This window comes from Streptomyces sp. SID3343 (assembly GCF_009865215.1).
In the GTDB taxonomy this organism is placed as follows: Bacteria; Actinomycetota; Actinomycetes; order Streptomycetales; family Streptomycetaceae; genus Embleya.
Window position 1 is genome coordinate 23,956 of record NZ_WWJX01000161.1, and the last position, 15,772, is coordinate 39,727.

Genomic DNA, 15,772 nt, shown 5'->3' on the forward strand with positions numbered 1-15,772 from the left:
GCATCACAACAGTTCCACCCCCGCGGATCACCTGCCCGTCGTAGGGTCGGCTGCCGGCGCTGTGGCGAGTGATGGTGGACGTCTCGAAGAGGAACTGTGTCAGCAGGTCTTCGTGGCGATCTTCGATGTCCGGATCGCCGACACGCGTCATCGGAACACCTGCAGGACTGTCTTCCCGCGAGCCCCGGTCTCCGCATGGATGTGGGCTTCGGCGGCGGCATCAAGAGGGAAGACCTTGTCGAGGTGAACGGCCAGTGCGCCGGTCCCCACCAGCCGAGCGAGCTCACCGAGGCCGTGTCCGTCGGGTTCGACCAGGGGTTCGGGCGCGACGTGGACGCCGGCCGCTGCGGCTGCTTCGGTGAAATTTGCCGGCCGGCCGGGAGCTACGCCCAGGAAGAGGCCGCCGGGCCTCAGGACGGTGAGGGAGCGGGTGGCGGTGTCCGGCTGGGCGATACCGACGAGGTCGAGCACGACGTCGATGTTCCCGGTGGCCTCCTCGAAGGGCGTGGCCCGGTAGTCGATGACCTCGTCGGCCCCCAAGGCGCGCAGCCAGTCGTGCTTGTCGGCGGAGGCGGTGGCAATGACGTGCGCTCCCAGATGCTTGGCGATCTGGACGGCGAGGTGGCCGACGCCTCCGCCCGCAGCGTGGATCAGCACGCGCTCGCCGCCGTCGAGCCGGGCGATGTCGGTCAGGCCCTGCCAGGCCGTCAGCCCGGCCAGGGGTAGCGCTGCGGCGTGTTCGTGGTCGATGTTCGCGGGCTTGAGGGCGAACTGCCGGGAGGGCGCGGTGACGTACTGCGCGTATGCGCCGGCGGGGCGGGGCAGCCAGAGCAGACCAAAGACCTCGTCGCCGGGCGCGTAGAGGAACTCACCTGGCCCGGTCGCCACCACCGTGCCCGAAACGTCCCAACCCAAGATGTGCGGCCCCGCTCCGAGGGCTGCCCTGGCGGGGGTGGGAAGTCCGGACCGGGTTCGCAGGTCCAGCGGGTTGATCCCGGCAGCATGCACCCGCACCAGAATCTCCGTGGGCAGGGGAGCCGGGCGCGGCACCATCATCGGCACCAGAACCTCCGGGCCGCCGAAGTCGGTGAAAACCACGGCCCGCATCGCGGAACCGGCGTCCTGCTCAGCCATGCAGACCTCTTCCAGTAGGAGCGGCCACGCTCCTCGGGCGACCGCAGCGGCAATGCGCGCCACCGTAGGACGGCACCCTCTGTGACCCGCAAGCACCGTTGCTTCCCTTTGGGTAGGGTCGCAGGCAGGAGGCATTTTCATGACAACGACACCTGCCGATTCCCCCCGCCGCACCGCAGACGTCTACGCCACCCTGTGCCCGGCCCGCGACGTCTTGGACGTCCTGTCCGGCAAGTGGTCGGCCCTGGTCATCGGAGCCCTCGAAGAAGGCCCGCGCCGATTCACCAGCCTCCAGCACCGCCTCCAAGGCGTCAGCCCGAAGGTCCTGACCCGAACCCTGCGCCGACTGGAGGACTATGGCTTCATCACCCGCACCGTGATCGCGCAAGTCCCGGTCCGCGTCGACTACGCCCTCACGGACCTCGGGCGCGGCGCCGCAGCCCCGCTGGCCCATCTGCGCCACTGGGTCGAGACGAACACCCGGATCGGGTAGTCCCGGCTTCGACCATCGGCCTTGACGGACCGGCGTTCGCACGGCTTGCTACGCCGGCAGTGTCTTCCCCCCGGTACAGCCGGGCAGAGTTTCGATCCCCACGGTCCGGGCCGTGTTCGCCGCACGCACCCTGCTTATCGGCCGACCCTTCTCTGCCTCATTGTCGGGGACAGGTGGTTCGTGCGCTTTTGGTGTCCAACCTTTTGCACAGATTCGTCGTGGTGTCTTCCGCAGCGTTCGTGAACCTTTCTTAATGTGTGCAGCCGCCGAAATGACTCGGCGACACAACTCACCTGAGGTGGAAATAGCTGTGAGTCCTTTCAAGAATGCTGTCACCGGAAGCCCGGGGCGCGGGAAGGGGTCCCGTCGCTGGTCCCGGGCCGGGATCGCCGCATCGGCGGTGGCCACACTGGCGGCCACGAGCATGCTGGTTCCGGCCACCGCGGTAGGCGCGCCGGCCGCAGGAACGGCCGCGTCCGGTACGACGACCTCGTCGGTCTCCGGCGCGCCGGGCCGGTTCCTCCTCGTCGGCGGTACCGGCACCGGCCACGTCGCCGCGTTCGGGGTCGCCCGTGACGGTGCGCTGTCCAAGGCGGGCGCCCCGTTCGCCGCGGACGCGGGTTTCGCGGTCGTGGTATCGCCCGACGGCAAGAAGGCGTACGTCGCCAGCCTGTCGAAGAAGACAGTCAAGGGTTACTCGATCGGTGCGAACGGAGCGTTGAGCGCCATCCCCGGCGCCGTCGCCCAGTACGACGCGGCCGTCGTGGGACTGGCGTTCTCCCCTGATGGTTCGCGGCTGTTCGCTACGGTCGGGGGCCAGACCAGCGGCACCGTGCGCACCATCGCAGTCGCCCAGAACGGCGCACTGACCCAGGTCGGCCGGCCGGGCACGATACCCGGGACGAGCTACCTCAGCCAGCCGACCGTCTCCCCGGACGGTCGCTTCGTGTTCGCGACCAGCTTCTCCTCGAACACGGTGACCGGCTTTCGGATCGGAGCCGACGGCAGCCTCATCCAGAACGGTGAGCCGCTCGCCGCGGGCACCGGCCCCGCCCTGCCGAACATCACCCCCGACGGCCGTTTTCTGTACGTGACCAACGAGCAGAGCGCCGGCATCTCCGGCTACGCGATCGCAGCCGACGGTTCGCTGACGCCGACGCCCGGATCCCCGTACGCGACCGGCAACTTGCCGCACGGTGCGGCCGTGACCCCGGACTCGAAGCGCCTGTATCTCCCCGAGGCCGGCAGCAACGCGGTCTCCGGCTTCTCGATCGCCGACGACGGCGCACTCGTCCCGCTGGCCGGTTCGCCCTATGCCGGGCCGGCAAACAGCATGCCCGGGCGGATCGTGCTCAGCCCGGACGCGAGGCGCATGTTCCTCGTCGATGTCCTGACGCTGAGCCTGACCACGAAGGTGCACAGCTACGCGGTCGACGGGGTGGACGGCAGCCTGGCCCGAACCTCGTACCCGGCGGCGGACACCGGCGTGTTCTTCGCCGACGGCCCGTCCAGCGTGATGACTCCCAACCAGGGGCCGGCGGCGAAGATCAGCACCCTCTACAGCCACGACCGGACGGGAGTCTTCTCCGCCACGGGCTCGACCGACTCCGACGGCTCGGTCGTGCGCTACGAGTGGTCGTTCGGCGACGGCACGACCGCGACCACGACGACGCCCGAAATCACCCACACGTACGCCCAGTCCGGCTCTCGGACCGTCACCGTCACCGCGGTCGACGACGAGGGCTGCTCGGCCAACCGTGTCTTCAACGGCCAGGTCGTGACCTGTAACGGTGGTGCGAAGGGAAGCGCTTCGACGGTTCTCAACCTCGGCTGACGACGGTTACCACCGTCCGCCGATGATCGCCGCACACTGAATTCCGCGGCCCCGATCGGTGCCCGCGATATTCGACCGTTTTCCTGAATGACTTTGTTCCCCCGTCATGCAACGACGGGGGAACAGAGCCATTTCAGGAGCGTTCATTGCCGCCCCTCCACAATATGTATCAGTTGGAAAGAGGTGGGCGGTGTCGAAGTCGGTGACTCGGCGACGGTGTGACCGGGGTCTCGCCCTCGATGTGGGCGGCGCGCGCAGCACAACTGCCCGGTCGAGCGTGGCGTGGAGCAGAGGACCGCTCCACCGGTGTACGGCATACCGGTGAGCCGACCCCGGTGCCCCCTGCGGGACAACGGGTCGGCTCACCGGACTTCGGTCGAAAGCGACCGGCGCGACGAGTGCTCTCAGGCGGCCGGCGGGGTGCCGAGCACCAATCCGTAGGCGCGGCGGTCGACACGGCCGGTCAGGTCGATGGTGATCGCCTTCTGCTCGGTGAACTCGTCGAAGGCGTCCTCGCCGAGCTCGCGACCCACACCGCTCTGCTTGAAGCCGCCGAACGGCATGTGCTGAGAGATGTTGTGCCAGTCGTTGATCCAGACCGAACCCGCCTGGAGCCGACCGGCCACCTCCAAGGCGCGCGGCACGTCCCGGCTCCACACACCGGCCGACAGGCCGTACTCCGTGTCGTTGGCGATGTCGACGGCCTCGTCGACGGAGTCGTACGAGAGCACCGACAGCACCGGGCCGAAGATCTCCTCGCGAGCGATGCACATGTCGTTACGGACACCGGTGAAAACGGTCGGCTCGATCCAGAAACCCTTCTCGTAGCCCGGCCCCTGCGGAGTTCCGCCGCCGTGGACCACGGTGGCTCCCTCCCTTTTTCCGCTCTCGATGTAGCCGAGGATCCGATCGCGCTGGACGGCCGACATCACGGGGCCGATGTCGGTCGTCGGATCGAAGGGGTCTCCCACCTTCAGCGACTTGAGACGGGCCGTCAGCCGCTCCACGAACTCGTCGTGCAGGGAAGAGGGCAGCAGCAGCCGCGTGCCGGACTCGCACGCCTGGCCGGCGTGGAGCAGGAAGGCGTAGATCGAGCCGTCGACCGCCGCCTCGAGGTCGGCATCGTCGAGGACGATGTTCGGTCCCTTGCCGCCGAGTTCGAGGGTGACCCGCTTGATCGTGTCCGCGGCGCCACGCATCACCTTGCGGCCGACCTCGGTCGAGCCGGTGAACGACACCTTCCGCACGTCGGGGTGTCGGACGAGGTGTGCGCCGACCGTCTCGCCGTCACCGGTGACCACGTTGAACACACCGGCCGGGAGCCCGGCGTCGCGCAGGATCGCGGCCAACTCCAGCGCCGCGATGGGCGTTTTCTCGTCGACCTTGAGCACCACACTGTTGCCGGCCGCGAGCGCGGGTATCGCCTTCCACACCGCGATGACCAGCGGAAAATTCCACGGCGCGATGCCGACGCAGACCCCGATCGGCTCCCGGCGGACGAGCTGGGTGCTCAGCACCATGCCGGTGACCGGGCCCGGACGCTCCCACGCGTACGAGCGGGTCAGGTCCGCGTAGTGCCGCAGGTGCGCGAGCGGGAAACCGACACAGATGGCCTGCGACAGACGCAGCGGGAAGCCGCACTCGCGGGCGCCGATCTCGGTGAACTCCTCCACGCGCGCGCCCAACGCCGCGATCACGCGATCCAGGACCGCGGCCCGCGCCGCCGGCGCAGTGTTGCGCCAGGTGCCTTCCTCGAAGGCTTGCTTGGCGGCGGCGACCGCCGCGTCCGCGTGGCCCGTGTCGCCCTTGGCAGCGGTGGCCACCAGTTCTTCGGTGGCGGGGTTGATCAGCTCGTATCGCTCGTCCGTGTCCACCCATTCGCCGCCGATGTACATCCGGTAGTGCGAGACGCCATCCCGATCCACGGCGGGGCCCTCGGTCATTACAGCGGCCACCAGTTGCTCCTGTCCGATTCCGTTGCCGCCGAGCGTTGTGCCGGCGGCTTCGCCCTCACGTTAGGAAGGAACCCGCCGCCTCGGTGTCCAAGTAGTTGGACATCCGCGCGCCCCGAGGTCCGCACGGTTCCCCGGGGAAGTCCCCTTGTGGAGCCCCCGCGCGAATGTGTACAGACTCTTGGACACTTCCGGGCCCGGACCTTCCCAACGGAGGACGTGCCCGGTCCAATGAGCCGACCGGAGGGTGGTGCGTCCAGGCCCGCCGCGCCCCGAGAACCGGGGAACGCCCCGAGAACCGGGGAACAGGGAACCCGAGGAGGCCCGCGTGCCCGCCGCCCCCGAGAAGCTTCACGTTCGACGGATCAGCCCCGACATCGAGTCGTCGTGGGCGAGGTCGCGGTTGAACGGTCTGCACGAGGACGACAGACCGCAGCTCGTGCAGGGCACGCCGGCCAGGGACGGCAGCCTGGCCCGTGCGGCTGCCCCGGTTCTCGAACAGGCGCGGGCGGAACTGGCCGGCACCTCGCTGGTCCTCGTTCTCGCCGACTGCGAGGCGCGTCTGTTGTCCATCCACTGCGAGGACAGGTCGATGCGGGGGGCGCTCGACGGTGCCGGCCTCGTGCTCGGGGTCGAACTCGGCGAGGACCAGGTGGGCACCAACGCGGTCGGCACCCCGCTGGAGATCCGGCAGCCGCTCACGGTCCGCAAGGACGACCACTTCATGGAGGCGTTTCGTCGGTTCGGCTGCCACGGACATCCGGTCGTCCACCCGATCACCCGCAGGCTCGAAGGCGTCCTCGACCTCGGCGGTATCCGGGACCACGAGTACTCGTTGGTCCCGGCTTTCGTACGGCGACTGGTCCGCGACATCGAGGAGCGCCTCCTGCTCGACTCCACCCGCCGGCAGCAGCGGTTGCTCGCGGCGTTTCAGGCGGCGTCGCGCGATCACCGGCGCCGGGTGCTGGTCGTCGGGCAGGGCCTGGTCCTCGCCGACCCGCCGGCCCTGGCCCTGCTCCAACCGGCCGACCACGCCGCAGTGCGGGCCTGTGCGGACGGGGCGCGGGAGATGGGCGCGGCGACACTTCGGCTGCCCCTGCTCTCCGGCCGTACGGTCACGCTGCGGTGTGTGCCGGTCGACGGCAGCGACGGGGTGTTGATCGACATCGTCGCGGACGAGCGCGAAGGCTCGCTCGTGGACGTCGGCGAAGTGACGCTCGACTGGCCGCTGCTCGTTGTGGGCGAGCCCGGCAGCGGACGAACCACCGAGGCGCAGCGGGCCGTCGGGCGAAACAGGAGCACCCTCGACGCGACGGACGTCCTGCGGCAGGGAGAACAGGCCTGGATCACCCGGATGACCGAACTGCTGGCGCTCGAAGGGCCGCCGCTGATCATCGAGAACATCCAACTGCTGTCCGAGCCGCTGACGGCGCTGCTCGCCTCCCGCCTGCGCCGGGCACGGCGCAGGACGACGCTGACATCGACACCGGGCGAGCACCTGGACGGGCCCCACGCTTCGCTGGTGGCGTTGTGCAACGCGCGCCGTGACCTCGTCCCGCTGCGCCGCAGGCCGTACGAGGTGCCCCGCCTCGCGGAGCACATGCTGGCCGACCTCGACGTGCCCGGCCGTCCCCGCTTCACCGCCGACAGCCTGCGGGTGCTCGCCACGCAACCGTGGCCCGGGAACCTCGCCGAACTGCGCCGGGTGGTCGCGACCGTCGCGAGCACCCGTCCGGAGGGCGACATCGCGCCCTCGGACCTGCCCGCCTCGCACCGGGACGCGCCCGCGCCCGCTTCGCCGTTTCGCCAGGCGGAGCGCGAGGTCATCGTCGCCGCGATCGAGGCCGCCGGGGGGAACAAGCTCCGGGCGGCCCGTGCGCTGAGTATGAGCCGGTCCACCCTCTACAACCGGATGCGGGTGCTGCGCATCACGTGACCCGTCGCCGTGCCGGCACGGTCAGGACGAGGCTTCGTCCTTCCAGAGCCCGCGGGCCTCCAGCATCTCGATGAGGTGGTCGGCGCTCTCCAGGATGTGCTGTTCCATCAGGGAGCGGGCCATGCGGGCGCTGCGCCGGCGGAGCGCTTCGAGGATGAGCGGGTGCTCCTCGCGGGTGGCCGCGACCCGGCCTTCGATGGAGACGTAGAAGCGGTTCGGCAGGTGCCGGACGACGGAGCGGAGCAACAGGCTGAGGCGGTGGGAGTCGGCGGCGAGATTGATCTGCCGGTGGAAGGCGTGGCCGTGTTCGACCATGGCTTCCTCGTCGCCGGCTTCGGCTGCCGCCTCCTGCATCTTGACGATGCTCTCGAGCTCGTCGAGCTGCTCGGCGGTGATGTCCTTGGCCGCCCGGGCGGCCAACTCGCCTCCGAGCTGGGCCTGGACCCAGAACAGGTCGCGCACGTCCTGCCGGGAGAACGCGGTGACGACGAAGCCGCGGCGGGGAACCAGCTCGATGAAACCCTCGCTGCTCAGGGCGACCAGCCCTTCGCGGACCGGCGTGTTGCTGACGCCGACGGCTTCGGCGATGGGCTCCATGCGCAGGAACTCGCCGGGCCGTACCTCACCGGAGATGATCAGCTCACGGACGTAACTCGCGACCTCTTCGGAGAGTTGCTGCCGCTTGGATTCGCCGCGCGCCATGAGTGCCCCGTTCGCCTGTGCCTGTCGATCCTTCGCCGACGACGCATCCTGTTGACACATCATATAGGAAGTTCCGCAGCCCACTCCGGCCGGAAGACGGTCCTGCCCTGGCCTTCGACTTCGCCCCGTACGCCGCGCGGGCGGGCGACCGTACCCGGATCGGGGCCCGGGTCAGTGGATGTGCAGCGACCGCATCTTGTTGTAAAGCGTGGAACGGCTGACTCCGAGGGCACGCGCCGCCCGGAGTTTGTTTCCCCCTGCGGCGTCGATCGCGGCCAGGATGATCTCGCGCTCCGCCTGACGAAGCGGGGAGGCCGACGGTGGGGTGCGGCGGTGCGAGAACGGCAGGTCCGAGGGAATGATGTCGCCCGCCGAACGGATGTCGGCGAGTATCCGGACGACGCCGCGCAGTTCCGTGAGATTTCCGTGCCAGGGCTGTTCGCTCAGGATGCGCACGGCGTCGGGGGCGAGCCGGACCCGGCCGGGCCCGGCGATGTCGGCGAGCATCCGCTCCGCGAGCGGGGCGATGTCGTGCCGGCGCTGCCGAAGGGGTGTCAGGTCCTGCCGCGCCGCGTAGACCCCCACGAGCGGCGCGTGCGTGGTCTCCAGATGCTTGCCCGGGGAGGTGGTGAGTACGACGTCGCGCCGTGTGGCGCGCAGGAAGCGGGCCAGCAGCGTCACCAGATGTTCGGACAGGTACGGGAGATTGTCCACGACGACCGCCGGGCCGTCCGACTCCAGCAGCGTCTTCACCACCGCGACCCAGTCCTGCTCGCCCTGTCTGCGCACGTCCGCCGCGTCGAGCACGCACGCATCGGCGCCTGCCGCCCGGCGGGCCTGCGTGGTACGCCCGGTGCCGGATTCGCCGACGATCAGGAGAGGTCGGGCCGCCCCGGTGGCGTGGCCGGCGCGACCGCGCGGGGCGCCCTCTTCGGGAACGATGCGGATTCGTACCCCGTCGGCTCCTTCGATCCGGGTGCAACCCAGCCGGACCTTCCGGCCGGAGGCCAGGGTGAGCCGTCGAGTCGCCTCGCCGACCGATTGCGCCGTCTCGGACCAGGTGCGGATGATCGCCTGGTCAGCCGGCTGGAGCAGGTCCAGGGCAAGGGGAGTGGAGAGCACGAGCCCCTGCCCGATCACCATGACCGCGTGGCCGCGACGGCGTGCAGCGCTGTGGAAGTCCGCGAGAAGCCGTTGCTGCGCGTGGTCCGCGTCGAGCCGGAGCCGGTTCTCGATGTCTCGGACCACGCGCCGGGCCAGGGGTTCCAGCAGGGGGTGCTCGTCCTTCGTACGGCAACTGATGCTGAAGACGCCTTCGAGCCGATGCGTCACCGGGTGGACGACGGGGTGCCCGTAGCAGACGAACGGCCGGAACGCGGACACGGCATGCTCGTGCCCGCGCACGAGCACTCCGCGCCCGGTCACGGCGGGAGTGCCGAGGGCGTTGGTCCCCAGGTTCTCTTCACTGGCCCGGATCCCCACGGCGATTCCCAGGTCCGTCATCTCTTGGCGAACGGCCCGGTTCACGTACCGGATGTCGACCACGGATGCCGAGATGTCGCCGAGAAGGAGGATTGCCGGGGCGCCGTCGAGTTCGCGTCCCACCTGTTCGAGGACCGGACGCGCGGCACGAACGAGCGGGCCGTCGAGGCCGGCGGACCGTGGAGGCTCCACGTCGGATTCGCCGCATGGCTGCGAGCGCGTTCCTGACGACTTGATTTCCGATCGCATCCGCCGACCACCGCTCCGTGTTTCAGTCCGGTCAGTTGACATGAACGCATGAACGAGTCTGGAATAAAATATATACCCGGATCGAGGGGTCCACCGACCGCCGGACAAGGACGTCACGGCACTCGGTCAGGGCGACCGTTCCCGATCGCGCCAGAGCCCCCGCTCCTCGAGCACCTCGACGAGCCGATCGGCACCCGCCAGGATATGACGTTCCATCAGCACGCTCGCTCGGTGTGCCTGCCGACGCCGCAGGGCGTCCAGAAGGAGCGGATGTTCGACCCGGGTGTCGGCGACCTGGCCCTCGATAGCGGCGTAGAACCGGTTGGGCAGGTGCTTGACGACCGAGCCGAGCAAGAGGGCGAGCCGGTGCGAGTCCGCCGTCAGATTGATCTCGCGGTGGAAGGCGTGGCCCAGGTCGGCGACGCGGTCGGTCGCGCCGTCGTCGACGGCTTCCTGATAGGCGCCGAGGGTGGCCTCCAATCGAGCGAGCCTCGCCGGTGAGATGCGCTGCGCCGCGCGAGCGGCCAGCCTCGCGGAGAGCTGCGCCTGGACCCAGAACAGGTCCCGGACGTCCTGCCGAGTGAACGGCGCGACCACAAAGCCGCGGCGGGGGACCAGTCGGACGAGACCCTCGCTCTTGAGCATGAGCAGGCCTTCGCGCGCCGGCGTGCTGCTGACGCCGACGGCCTCGGCGACGCGCTCGATGCGCAGGAACTCGCCCGGCCGTACCTGCCCCGAAATGATCAGTTCGCGTACGTGGCTCGCCACTTCGGCGGGGAGGGACCGCCTTCCGTGCGGTCGAGCCCGCACGGTGTCCCCCTCGTTGGTTGCCATGAGCTTTCCGCCCTTCCCGCCGGATCGCCGAGCACCCCTGTGAGCTGCGACGGCGCTTGCGTATACATAATATATTCCGTATCTTCGCGTTACCAGGAGCGCATAGCGAAAGGACCTCCCATGGCCGGCCTCTACTTCGAGGAGTTCGAACCCGGTGCCGTCATCGAGCACGTCAACCGCCGAACGGTCACCGAGACGGACAACGTCCTTTTCAGCACCCTGACGCTGAACCTGGCGCCGCTGCACTTGGACGCGGAGTACAGCAAGAACAGCATCCACGGCCAACGCCTGGTGAACAGCCTCTTCATCCTGGGGCTCGTCTCGGGCATCTCGGTCCCGGAGACCACCCAGGGCACCACATTGGGCAACCTCGGCTTCCAGGAGATCAAGTTCCCCAAGCCCGTCTTCCACGGCGACACGATCCACGTGCGTACCGAGATCGTCGACAAGCGTGAGTCCAAGAGCCGCACCGACTCCGGCATCGTCACCTTCCGGCACTACGGCATCAACCAGCGCGACGAGATCGTCTGCGACGCGACCCGCGTCGGTCTGATGCTCAAGCGGTCCGCGGCCGAGAAGGCGACGACGGCGGCCTCCTGAGGACGCGACTCACCGAGAGGAGTCGGTATGGGCAACACGAGCCTGTTCGGTTCGTCGAGAACCCCGGTGTGGGTGCCCGGCGAAGCCGAACGCGAGCGCAGTCGCCTGCTGAAGGCCATGCGGCGCTGGGGCTACGAAACGCCGGCAGACCTGCACCGGGCGTCCGTCGACGATCCCGAGTGGTTTTGGCGGGCCGCCGTCGAGGACCTCGACATCACCTTCACGAAGCCGTTCGAGCGCGTCCTCGACGACCGCGAGGGCAAGCCGTTCCCGCGCTGGTTCCCCGGAGGAATCCTCAACGCGGCACAGGTCTGCGCCCACCGCCACGCGGTCGGTGCGCTCGCCGAGAAGACCGCCGTGGTCTACGAGGGCGACGACGGCCGGCGGCGTACCCTGACCTACGCGCAACTGGACGCCGACGTACGGCGGTTCGCGGCCAACCTCGCCGGTCTCGGCGTCACGCGCGGCGACCGGGTCGTTCTCTTCCTGCCGGTCGTCCCCGAGGCCACGGTGGCCTTCCTGGCCTGCGCGATGATCGGAGCCGTCTCGGTTCCCGCCTTCACCGGCTTCGGCTCCGAGGCGCTCGCCACTCGGCTGCGAGGCTCGGAGGCGGTCGTCCTCGTCACCGCGGACGGGACCACCCGCCGCGGCAAGCGCGTGCCGCTGAAGCAGACCGCCGACGAGGCACTGGCGTCCGCGCCCTCCGTCCGACACACCGTGGTGGTTCGCCACCTCGCCGACGGCGTCTCCATGCGGGAGGGCCGGGACCTCTACTGGGACGAACTCGAACCGAACCCGGCCCCGGTCGACACGGTCGCCACCGACCCCAACGACCCGCTGGTCATCGTCTACACCTCCGGTACCACCGGCGCCCCCAAGGGCATCGTCCACTCCCACGCGGGCCTGGCCGTCAAGGCCGCCTCGGACTTCGGTTACGGGTTCGACGTGCACAGCGAGGACGTCATCGCCTGGATCAGCGACATGGGCTGGATGGTCGGCCCACTCCTGATCATGGGCGGCCTGCAACTGGGCGCCACCGTCGTCTTCACCGAGGGCGTGCCCAACCACCCCACCCCCGCGCGGTTCTGGGAGATCGTCGAGCGCAACGGCGTCACCGTGCAGGGTGTCGCACCCACCGCCATTCGGGCCGTCATGGCCGCCGGCGACACCACGTTCGGCAACCTCGACAGCCTTCGCTCGTTCGTCTCCACCGGCGAGGCCTGGGACGAACCCACCTGGCGCTGGCTGTTCGAGACCGTCGGCGAGGGCCGGCGCCCGATCGTCAACTACAGCGGCGGCACCGAAGTCGGCGGCGGACTGCTCAACAGCTTCCCGTTCCTGCCCATGGACCCGGCGTCGTTCAACGGGCCGCTGCCGGGCATCGACGTCGCCGTCCTCGACCAGGACGGCAAACCCGTCGTGGGCGAGATCGGCGAACTCGCGGTGCTCAACACCTTCCCGGGCATGACCCACGCCTTCTGGCAGGACCGTGAGCGCTACCTGGCGACCTACTGGAGCCGCTGGGACGGGGTTTGGGTCCACGGCGACCTCGCCGCCGTCGACAGCGACGGCACCTGGCGGATCCACGGCCGATCCGACGACGTCATCAAGGTATCCGGCCGCCGGGTGGGCCCCGCCGAGATCGAAACGTCCCTCCTCAAGGACCGCAGGATCGCCGAGGCCGCCGTCATCGGAATCCCCGACCCACAGCGCGGGCAGCGCGTGGTGGCCTTCGTCGTGCCGAACGACCCCGACGTCGACCACGTGGCCCTCGCCGCCACGGCGGTCCACAACGTCGGCCGCTCCTTCGCCCCGACGCTGCATGTCGTGGCGACGTTGCCCAAGACCAAGAACGGCAAGATCATGCGCCGCGCCATCCGCGCCCGCTATCTGGGGGGCTCGCCGGGCGACATGTCCTCACTCGACCCCGCGACCCCCCTGGAAGACATCCCTGTGCACGAAGGAGAGAAGTGATGGCCGTGACCGAACCCGGCGACCTGGAGCTGATCCGAAAGTCGGTGCGGGAGTTGGCCCGCCGCTTCGACCTGGGGTACTGGCGCGAGAAGGACAAGAAGCACGAATACCCCTGGGAGTTCGTCAAGGCGTTCGCCGACGGGGGCTGGCTCGGCGCGATGATCCCCGAGGAGTACGGCGGCCTGGGGCTCGGCCTCACCGAGTCGGCGCTGATGATGACGGAGATCGCCGAGTCCGGGGCCGGCATGAGCGGTGGTTCGGCCATCCACTTCTACGTCTTCCCGCCGGCCCCGATCCTGCGATACGGCTCCGAGGAGATGAAGCGCCGCTACCTGCCCAAGCTGGCCACCGGCGAAATGCTCATGGCGTTCGGCATCACCGAACCCACCGCCGGAGTGGACACCTCCCGCATCCGGACGAAGGCCGACAAGGTCGACGGCGGCTGGGTGATCAACGGCCAGAAGGTCTGGATCACCAACGCGCAGAACGCCCACAAGATCCTGCTCCTCGCCCGCACCTCGCCGCGCGACGACAGCAAGCCGCTCGACGGCATGTCGCTCTTCTTCACCGACCTGGACCGCTCGCGGATCACCGTGCGCGAGATCGACAAGCTCGGCCGCGCCGCGATCGACTCCAACGAGCTGTTCATCGACAACCTGGAGGTCGGCGACGACGAGGTGGTCGGCGAGGTCGGCCAAGGCTTCCGCTACCTCATCGACGGCCTCAACCCCGAGCGCATCGTGGTGGGCATGGAGGGCGTCGGTCTGGGCCGTGCCGCGCTCGACCTGGCCGCTACCTACGCCAACGAGCGGGTCGTGTTCGACCGGCCCATCGGCAAGAACCAGGCCGTCGCCCACCCGTTGGCCGACTCGTGGATACGCCTGGAGGCGGCCGAACTCGTCTGCATGAACGCCGCCCGGCTCTTCGACGCCGAGCAGGCCTGCGGCAAGGAGGCCGCCGCCGCGAAGTTCCTCGGGGCCGAGGCCGGCTTCCAGGCGTGCGACCGCGCGATGCAGACCCACGGGGGCTTCGCGTACGCGAAGGAGTACCACATCGAGCGGCTGTGGCGAGAGGCACGCCTGCTGCCGATCGCGCCGTTCTCCCAGGAGATGGTGCTCAACTACATCTCCGCCAAGGCGCTCAACCTCCCCAGGTCCTACTGACCGAGTGTCGTCGGGGGGAGCGACCCCCCGCGGCCCGATCGCGAGGAACGACCGTTCGGCGCGGAACCCGGAGCAGGTACTCCGCAGTCCGCGCCGGACGCGCAGGGGATTCCCCAGACGCGCAGGCGATCCGAAAGAACGTGAGGAAGACATGCGTGAGGTAGCGGTCCGCCTACCGGCCGGCGGTTTGGGCACGGACGAGCGGCACAGGCCGGTTGCCGGTGATCTCGGATGAGCGGGCCCTTGGCGGGCGTTCGCGTGGTCGCCCTCGCCGGAATGGGCCCGGTTCCGTTCGCGTGCATGCTCCTCGCGGACATGGGTGCCCACGTCGTCCGGGTGACCCGGCCGGCCAACCGGGTCTCCCGCGCCCTGAGTCAGACCGACGGCCTGCGCGAGGAGCACGACCTGGCCAACCGGGGCGTGGACACCGTCACCCTGGATCTGAAGGCCCCCGAGGGCGTGGAGTCGGTCCTGCGCCTGGTCGAGGCGGCCGACGTCCTCGTCGAGGGCTACCGACCGGGCGTGGCCGAACGATGCGGCCTCGGGCCGGAGACCGTACTCGGGCGAAACCCCGCCGTGGTGTACGCCCGCCTCACCGGATACGGGCAGAGCGGACCGCTGTCCAAGACGGCCGGCCACGACATCAACTACGTCGCGCAATCCGGGGCGCTGCACGCCATGGCTCGGGTCGGCGAAGCCCCCCGCCCGCCGATCAACCTGCTCGGCGACTACGCGGGCGGCGGAACCCTGGCCGCGTTCGGGATCGTGTGCGCCGTACTGGAGGCGCGGACGTCGGGCCGCGGGCAGGTCCTGGACGCCGCGATGATCGACGGTGTGGCGCTGCTGACCGCCAAGCTCCAGGGGCTTCGGGCCGCCGGGCTCTACGACGACGTGCCCGGAACGAACTATCTCGACTCCGGGGCGCCGTTCTACGACACGTACTCGTGCAAGGACGGTGGCTACCTAGCGGTCGGGGCGCTGGAGCCGGACTTCTACCGGGAGTTCGTCTCGCGCCTGGGCGTGGACGTCGGCGACTGGCCGGATCAGGACGACCGCAGCGGCTGGCCGCGGCTGCGCGAACTGATCGCCGCGTCGATCGCGACCAGGACGCGCGCGGAGTGGGCGGAGGTCTACGCCGGCACCGACGCCTGTGTCACGCCCGTGCTCTCGTTCGACGAAGCGGCCGAGGATCCCCACAATGCGCACCGTCGGGTCTTCCAGCGCGTCGAGGGTGTGCTTCACCCGTCGCCCGCGCCACGCCTGAGCCGCACACCCGGGCGTAGGCCCGCGACGCCGAACTCGCAGCCCGAGGACGTGCGTCGGCTGATCGAGTCCTGGAACTCCCGGGCGGCCCCGGTGGCCGACTCCGCGGGTGACCACCGCGGCCATGCCCCGGCAACCGCCTCTTCCTCCTGAACC

Annotated in this window: 12 protein-coding genes; 7 read left to right on the forward strand and 5 right to left on the reverse strand. The window is 69.6% G+C overall.

Annotation, left to right across the window (positions count from 1 at the left end):
* Window positions 1-147: 147 nt before the first annotated feature.
* Window positions 148-1,134: an NADP-dependent oxidoreductase gene (locus GT354_RS05600; RefSeq protein ID WP_237534406.1), complete on the reverse strand. Its 987-nt coding sequence runs from the start codon at window positions 1,132-1,134 to the stop codon at window positions 148-150.
* Between the two features lie 139 nt (window positions 1,135-1,273).
* Between GT354_RS05600 and GT354_RS05605 the strand changes: the two genes are divergently transcribed.
* Together GT354_RS05605 and GT354_RS05610 are read left to right on the forward strand one after the other, a co-directional pair.
* A complete protein-coding gene (locus tag GT354_RS05605; RefSeq protein WP_161355053.1) occupies window positions 1,274-1,627 on the forward strand; it encodes a helix-turn-helix domain-containing protein in 354 nt (117 codons plus the stop codon).
* Window positions 1,628-1,739: 112 nt separating this feature from the next.
* Window positions 1,740-3,461, forward strand: a complete 1,722-nt coding sequence (locus GT354_RS05610) for a beta-propeller fold lactonase family protein (protein ID WP_161355054.1) — start codon at window positions 1,740-1,742, stop codon at window positions 3,459-3,461.
* Between the two features lie 404 nt (window positions 3,462-3,865).
* Here GT354_RS05610 and GT354_RS05615 read toward each other — a convergent pair whose 3' ends face one another.
* Window positions 3,866-5,416 carry an aldehyde dehydrogenase family protein gene (locus GT354_RS05615; RefSeq protein ID WP_346011876.1) on the reverse strand — a complete coding sequence of 517 codons (1,551 nt, stop codon included), beginning with the start codon at window positions 5,414-5,416 and terminating at the stop codon, window positions 3,866-3,868.
* A 325-nt stretch (window positions 5,417-5,741) separates the two neighbouring features.
* Between GT354_RS05615 and GT354_RS56370 the strand changes: the two genes are divergently transcribed.
* On the forward strand, window positions 5,742-7,349 hold the full coding sequence (locus tag GT354_RS56370; RefSeq protein WP_161355055.1) for a helix-turn-helix domain-containing protein: 1,608 nt from the start codon (window positions 5,742-5,744) through the stop codon (window positions 7,347-7,349).
* Window positions 7,350-7,370: 21 nt separating this feature from the next.
* Here the strand turns inward: GT354_RS56370 and GT354_RS05625 are convergent, their stop codons facing one another.
* The 3 genes from GT354_RS05625 to GT354_RS05635 all read right to left on the reverse strand — a co-directional run bounded on the left by GT354_RS05625 (window position 7,371) and on the right by GT354_RS05635 (window position 10,616).
* Entirely contained in the window at window positions 7,371-8,051 is a 681-nt protein-coding gene (locus tag GT354_RS05625) for a GntR family transcriptional regulator (protein WP_161355056.1), read from the reverse strand.
* Window positions 8,052-8,222: 171 nt separating this feature from the next.
* A complete protein-coding gene (locus GT354_RS05630) occupies window positions 8,223-9,725 on the reverse strand; it encodes a helix-turn-helix domain-containing protein (RefSeq protein WP_346011877.1) in 1,503 nt (500 codons plus the stop codon).
* A gap of 183 nt (window positions 9,726-9,908) precedes the next feature.
* Complete coding sequence (locus GT354_RS05635; protein WP_161355057.1) at window positions 9,909-10,616, reverse strand: GntR family transcriptional regulator; 708 nt, start codon at window positions 10,614-10,616, stop codon at window positions 9,909-9,911.
* 120 nt (window positions 10,617-10,736) lie between these two features.
* Here GT354_RS05635 and GT354_RS05640 point away from each other — a divergent pair, with 120 nt between their 5' ends.
* The 4 genes from GT354_RS05640 (at window position 10,737) to GT354_RS05655 (ending at window position 15,769) form a co-directional block, all read left to right on the forward strand.
* A complete protein-coding gene (locus GT354_RS05640; protein WP_161355058.1) occupies window positions 10,737-11,216 on the forward strand; it encodes a MaoC family dehydratase in 480 nt (159 codons plus the stop codon).
* Between the two features lie 27 nt (window positions 11,217-11,243).
* A complete protein-coding gene (locus GT354_RS05645) occupies window positions 11,244-13,190 on the forward strand; it encodes an AMP-binding protein (RefSeq protein ID WP_161355059.1) in 1,947 nt (648 codons plus the stop codon).
* Window positions 13,190-14,353 carry an acyl-CoA dehydrogenase family protein gene (locus GT354_RS05650; RefSeq protein ID WP_161355060.1) on the forward strand — a complete coding sequence of 388 codons (1,164 nt, stop codon included), beginning with the start codon at window positions 13,190-13,192 and terminating at the stop codon, window positions 14,351-14,353. The genes GT354_RS05645 and GT354_RS05650 overlap by 1 nt, the downstream gene beginning before the upstream one ends.
* A 231-nt stretch (window positions 14,354-14,584) precedes the next feature.
* On the forward strand, window positions 14,585-15,769 hold the full coding sequence (locus tag GT354_RS05655) for a CaiB/BaiF CoA-transferase family protein (protein WP_161355061.1): 1,185 nt from the start codon (window positions 14,585-14,587) through the stop codon (window positions 15,767-15,769).
* The last annotated feature ends 3 nt before the right edge of the window (window positions 15,770-15,772 follow it).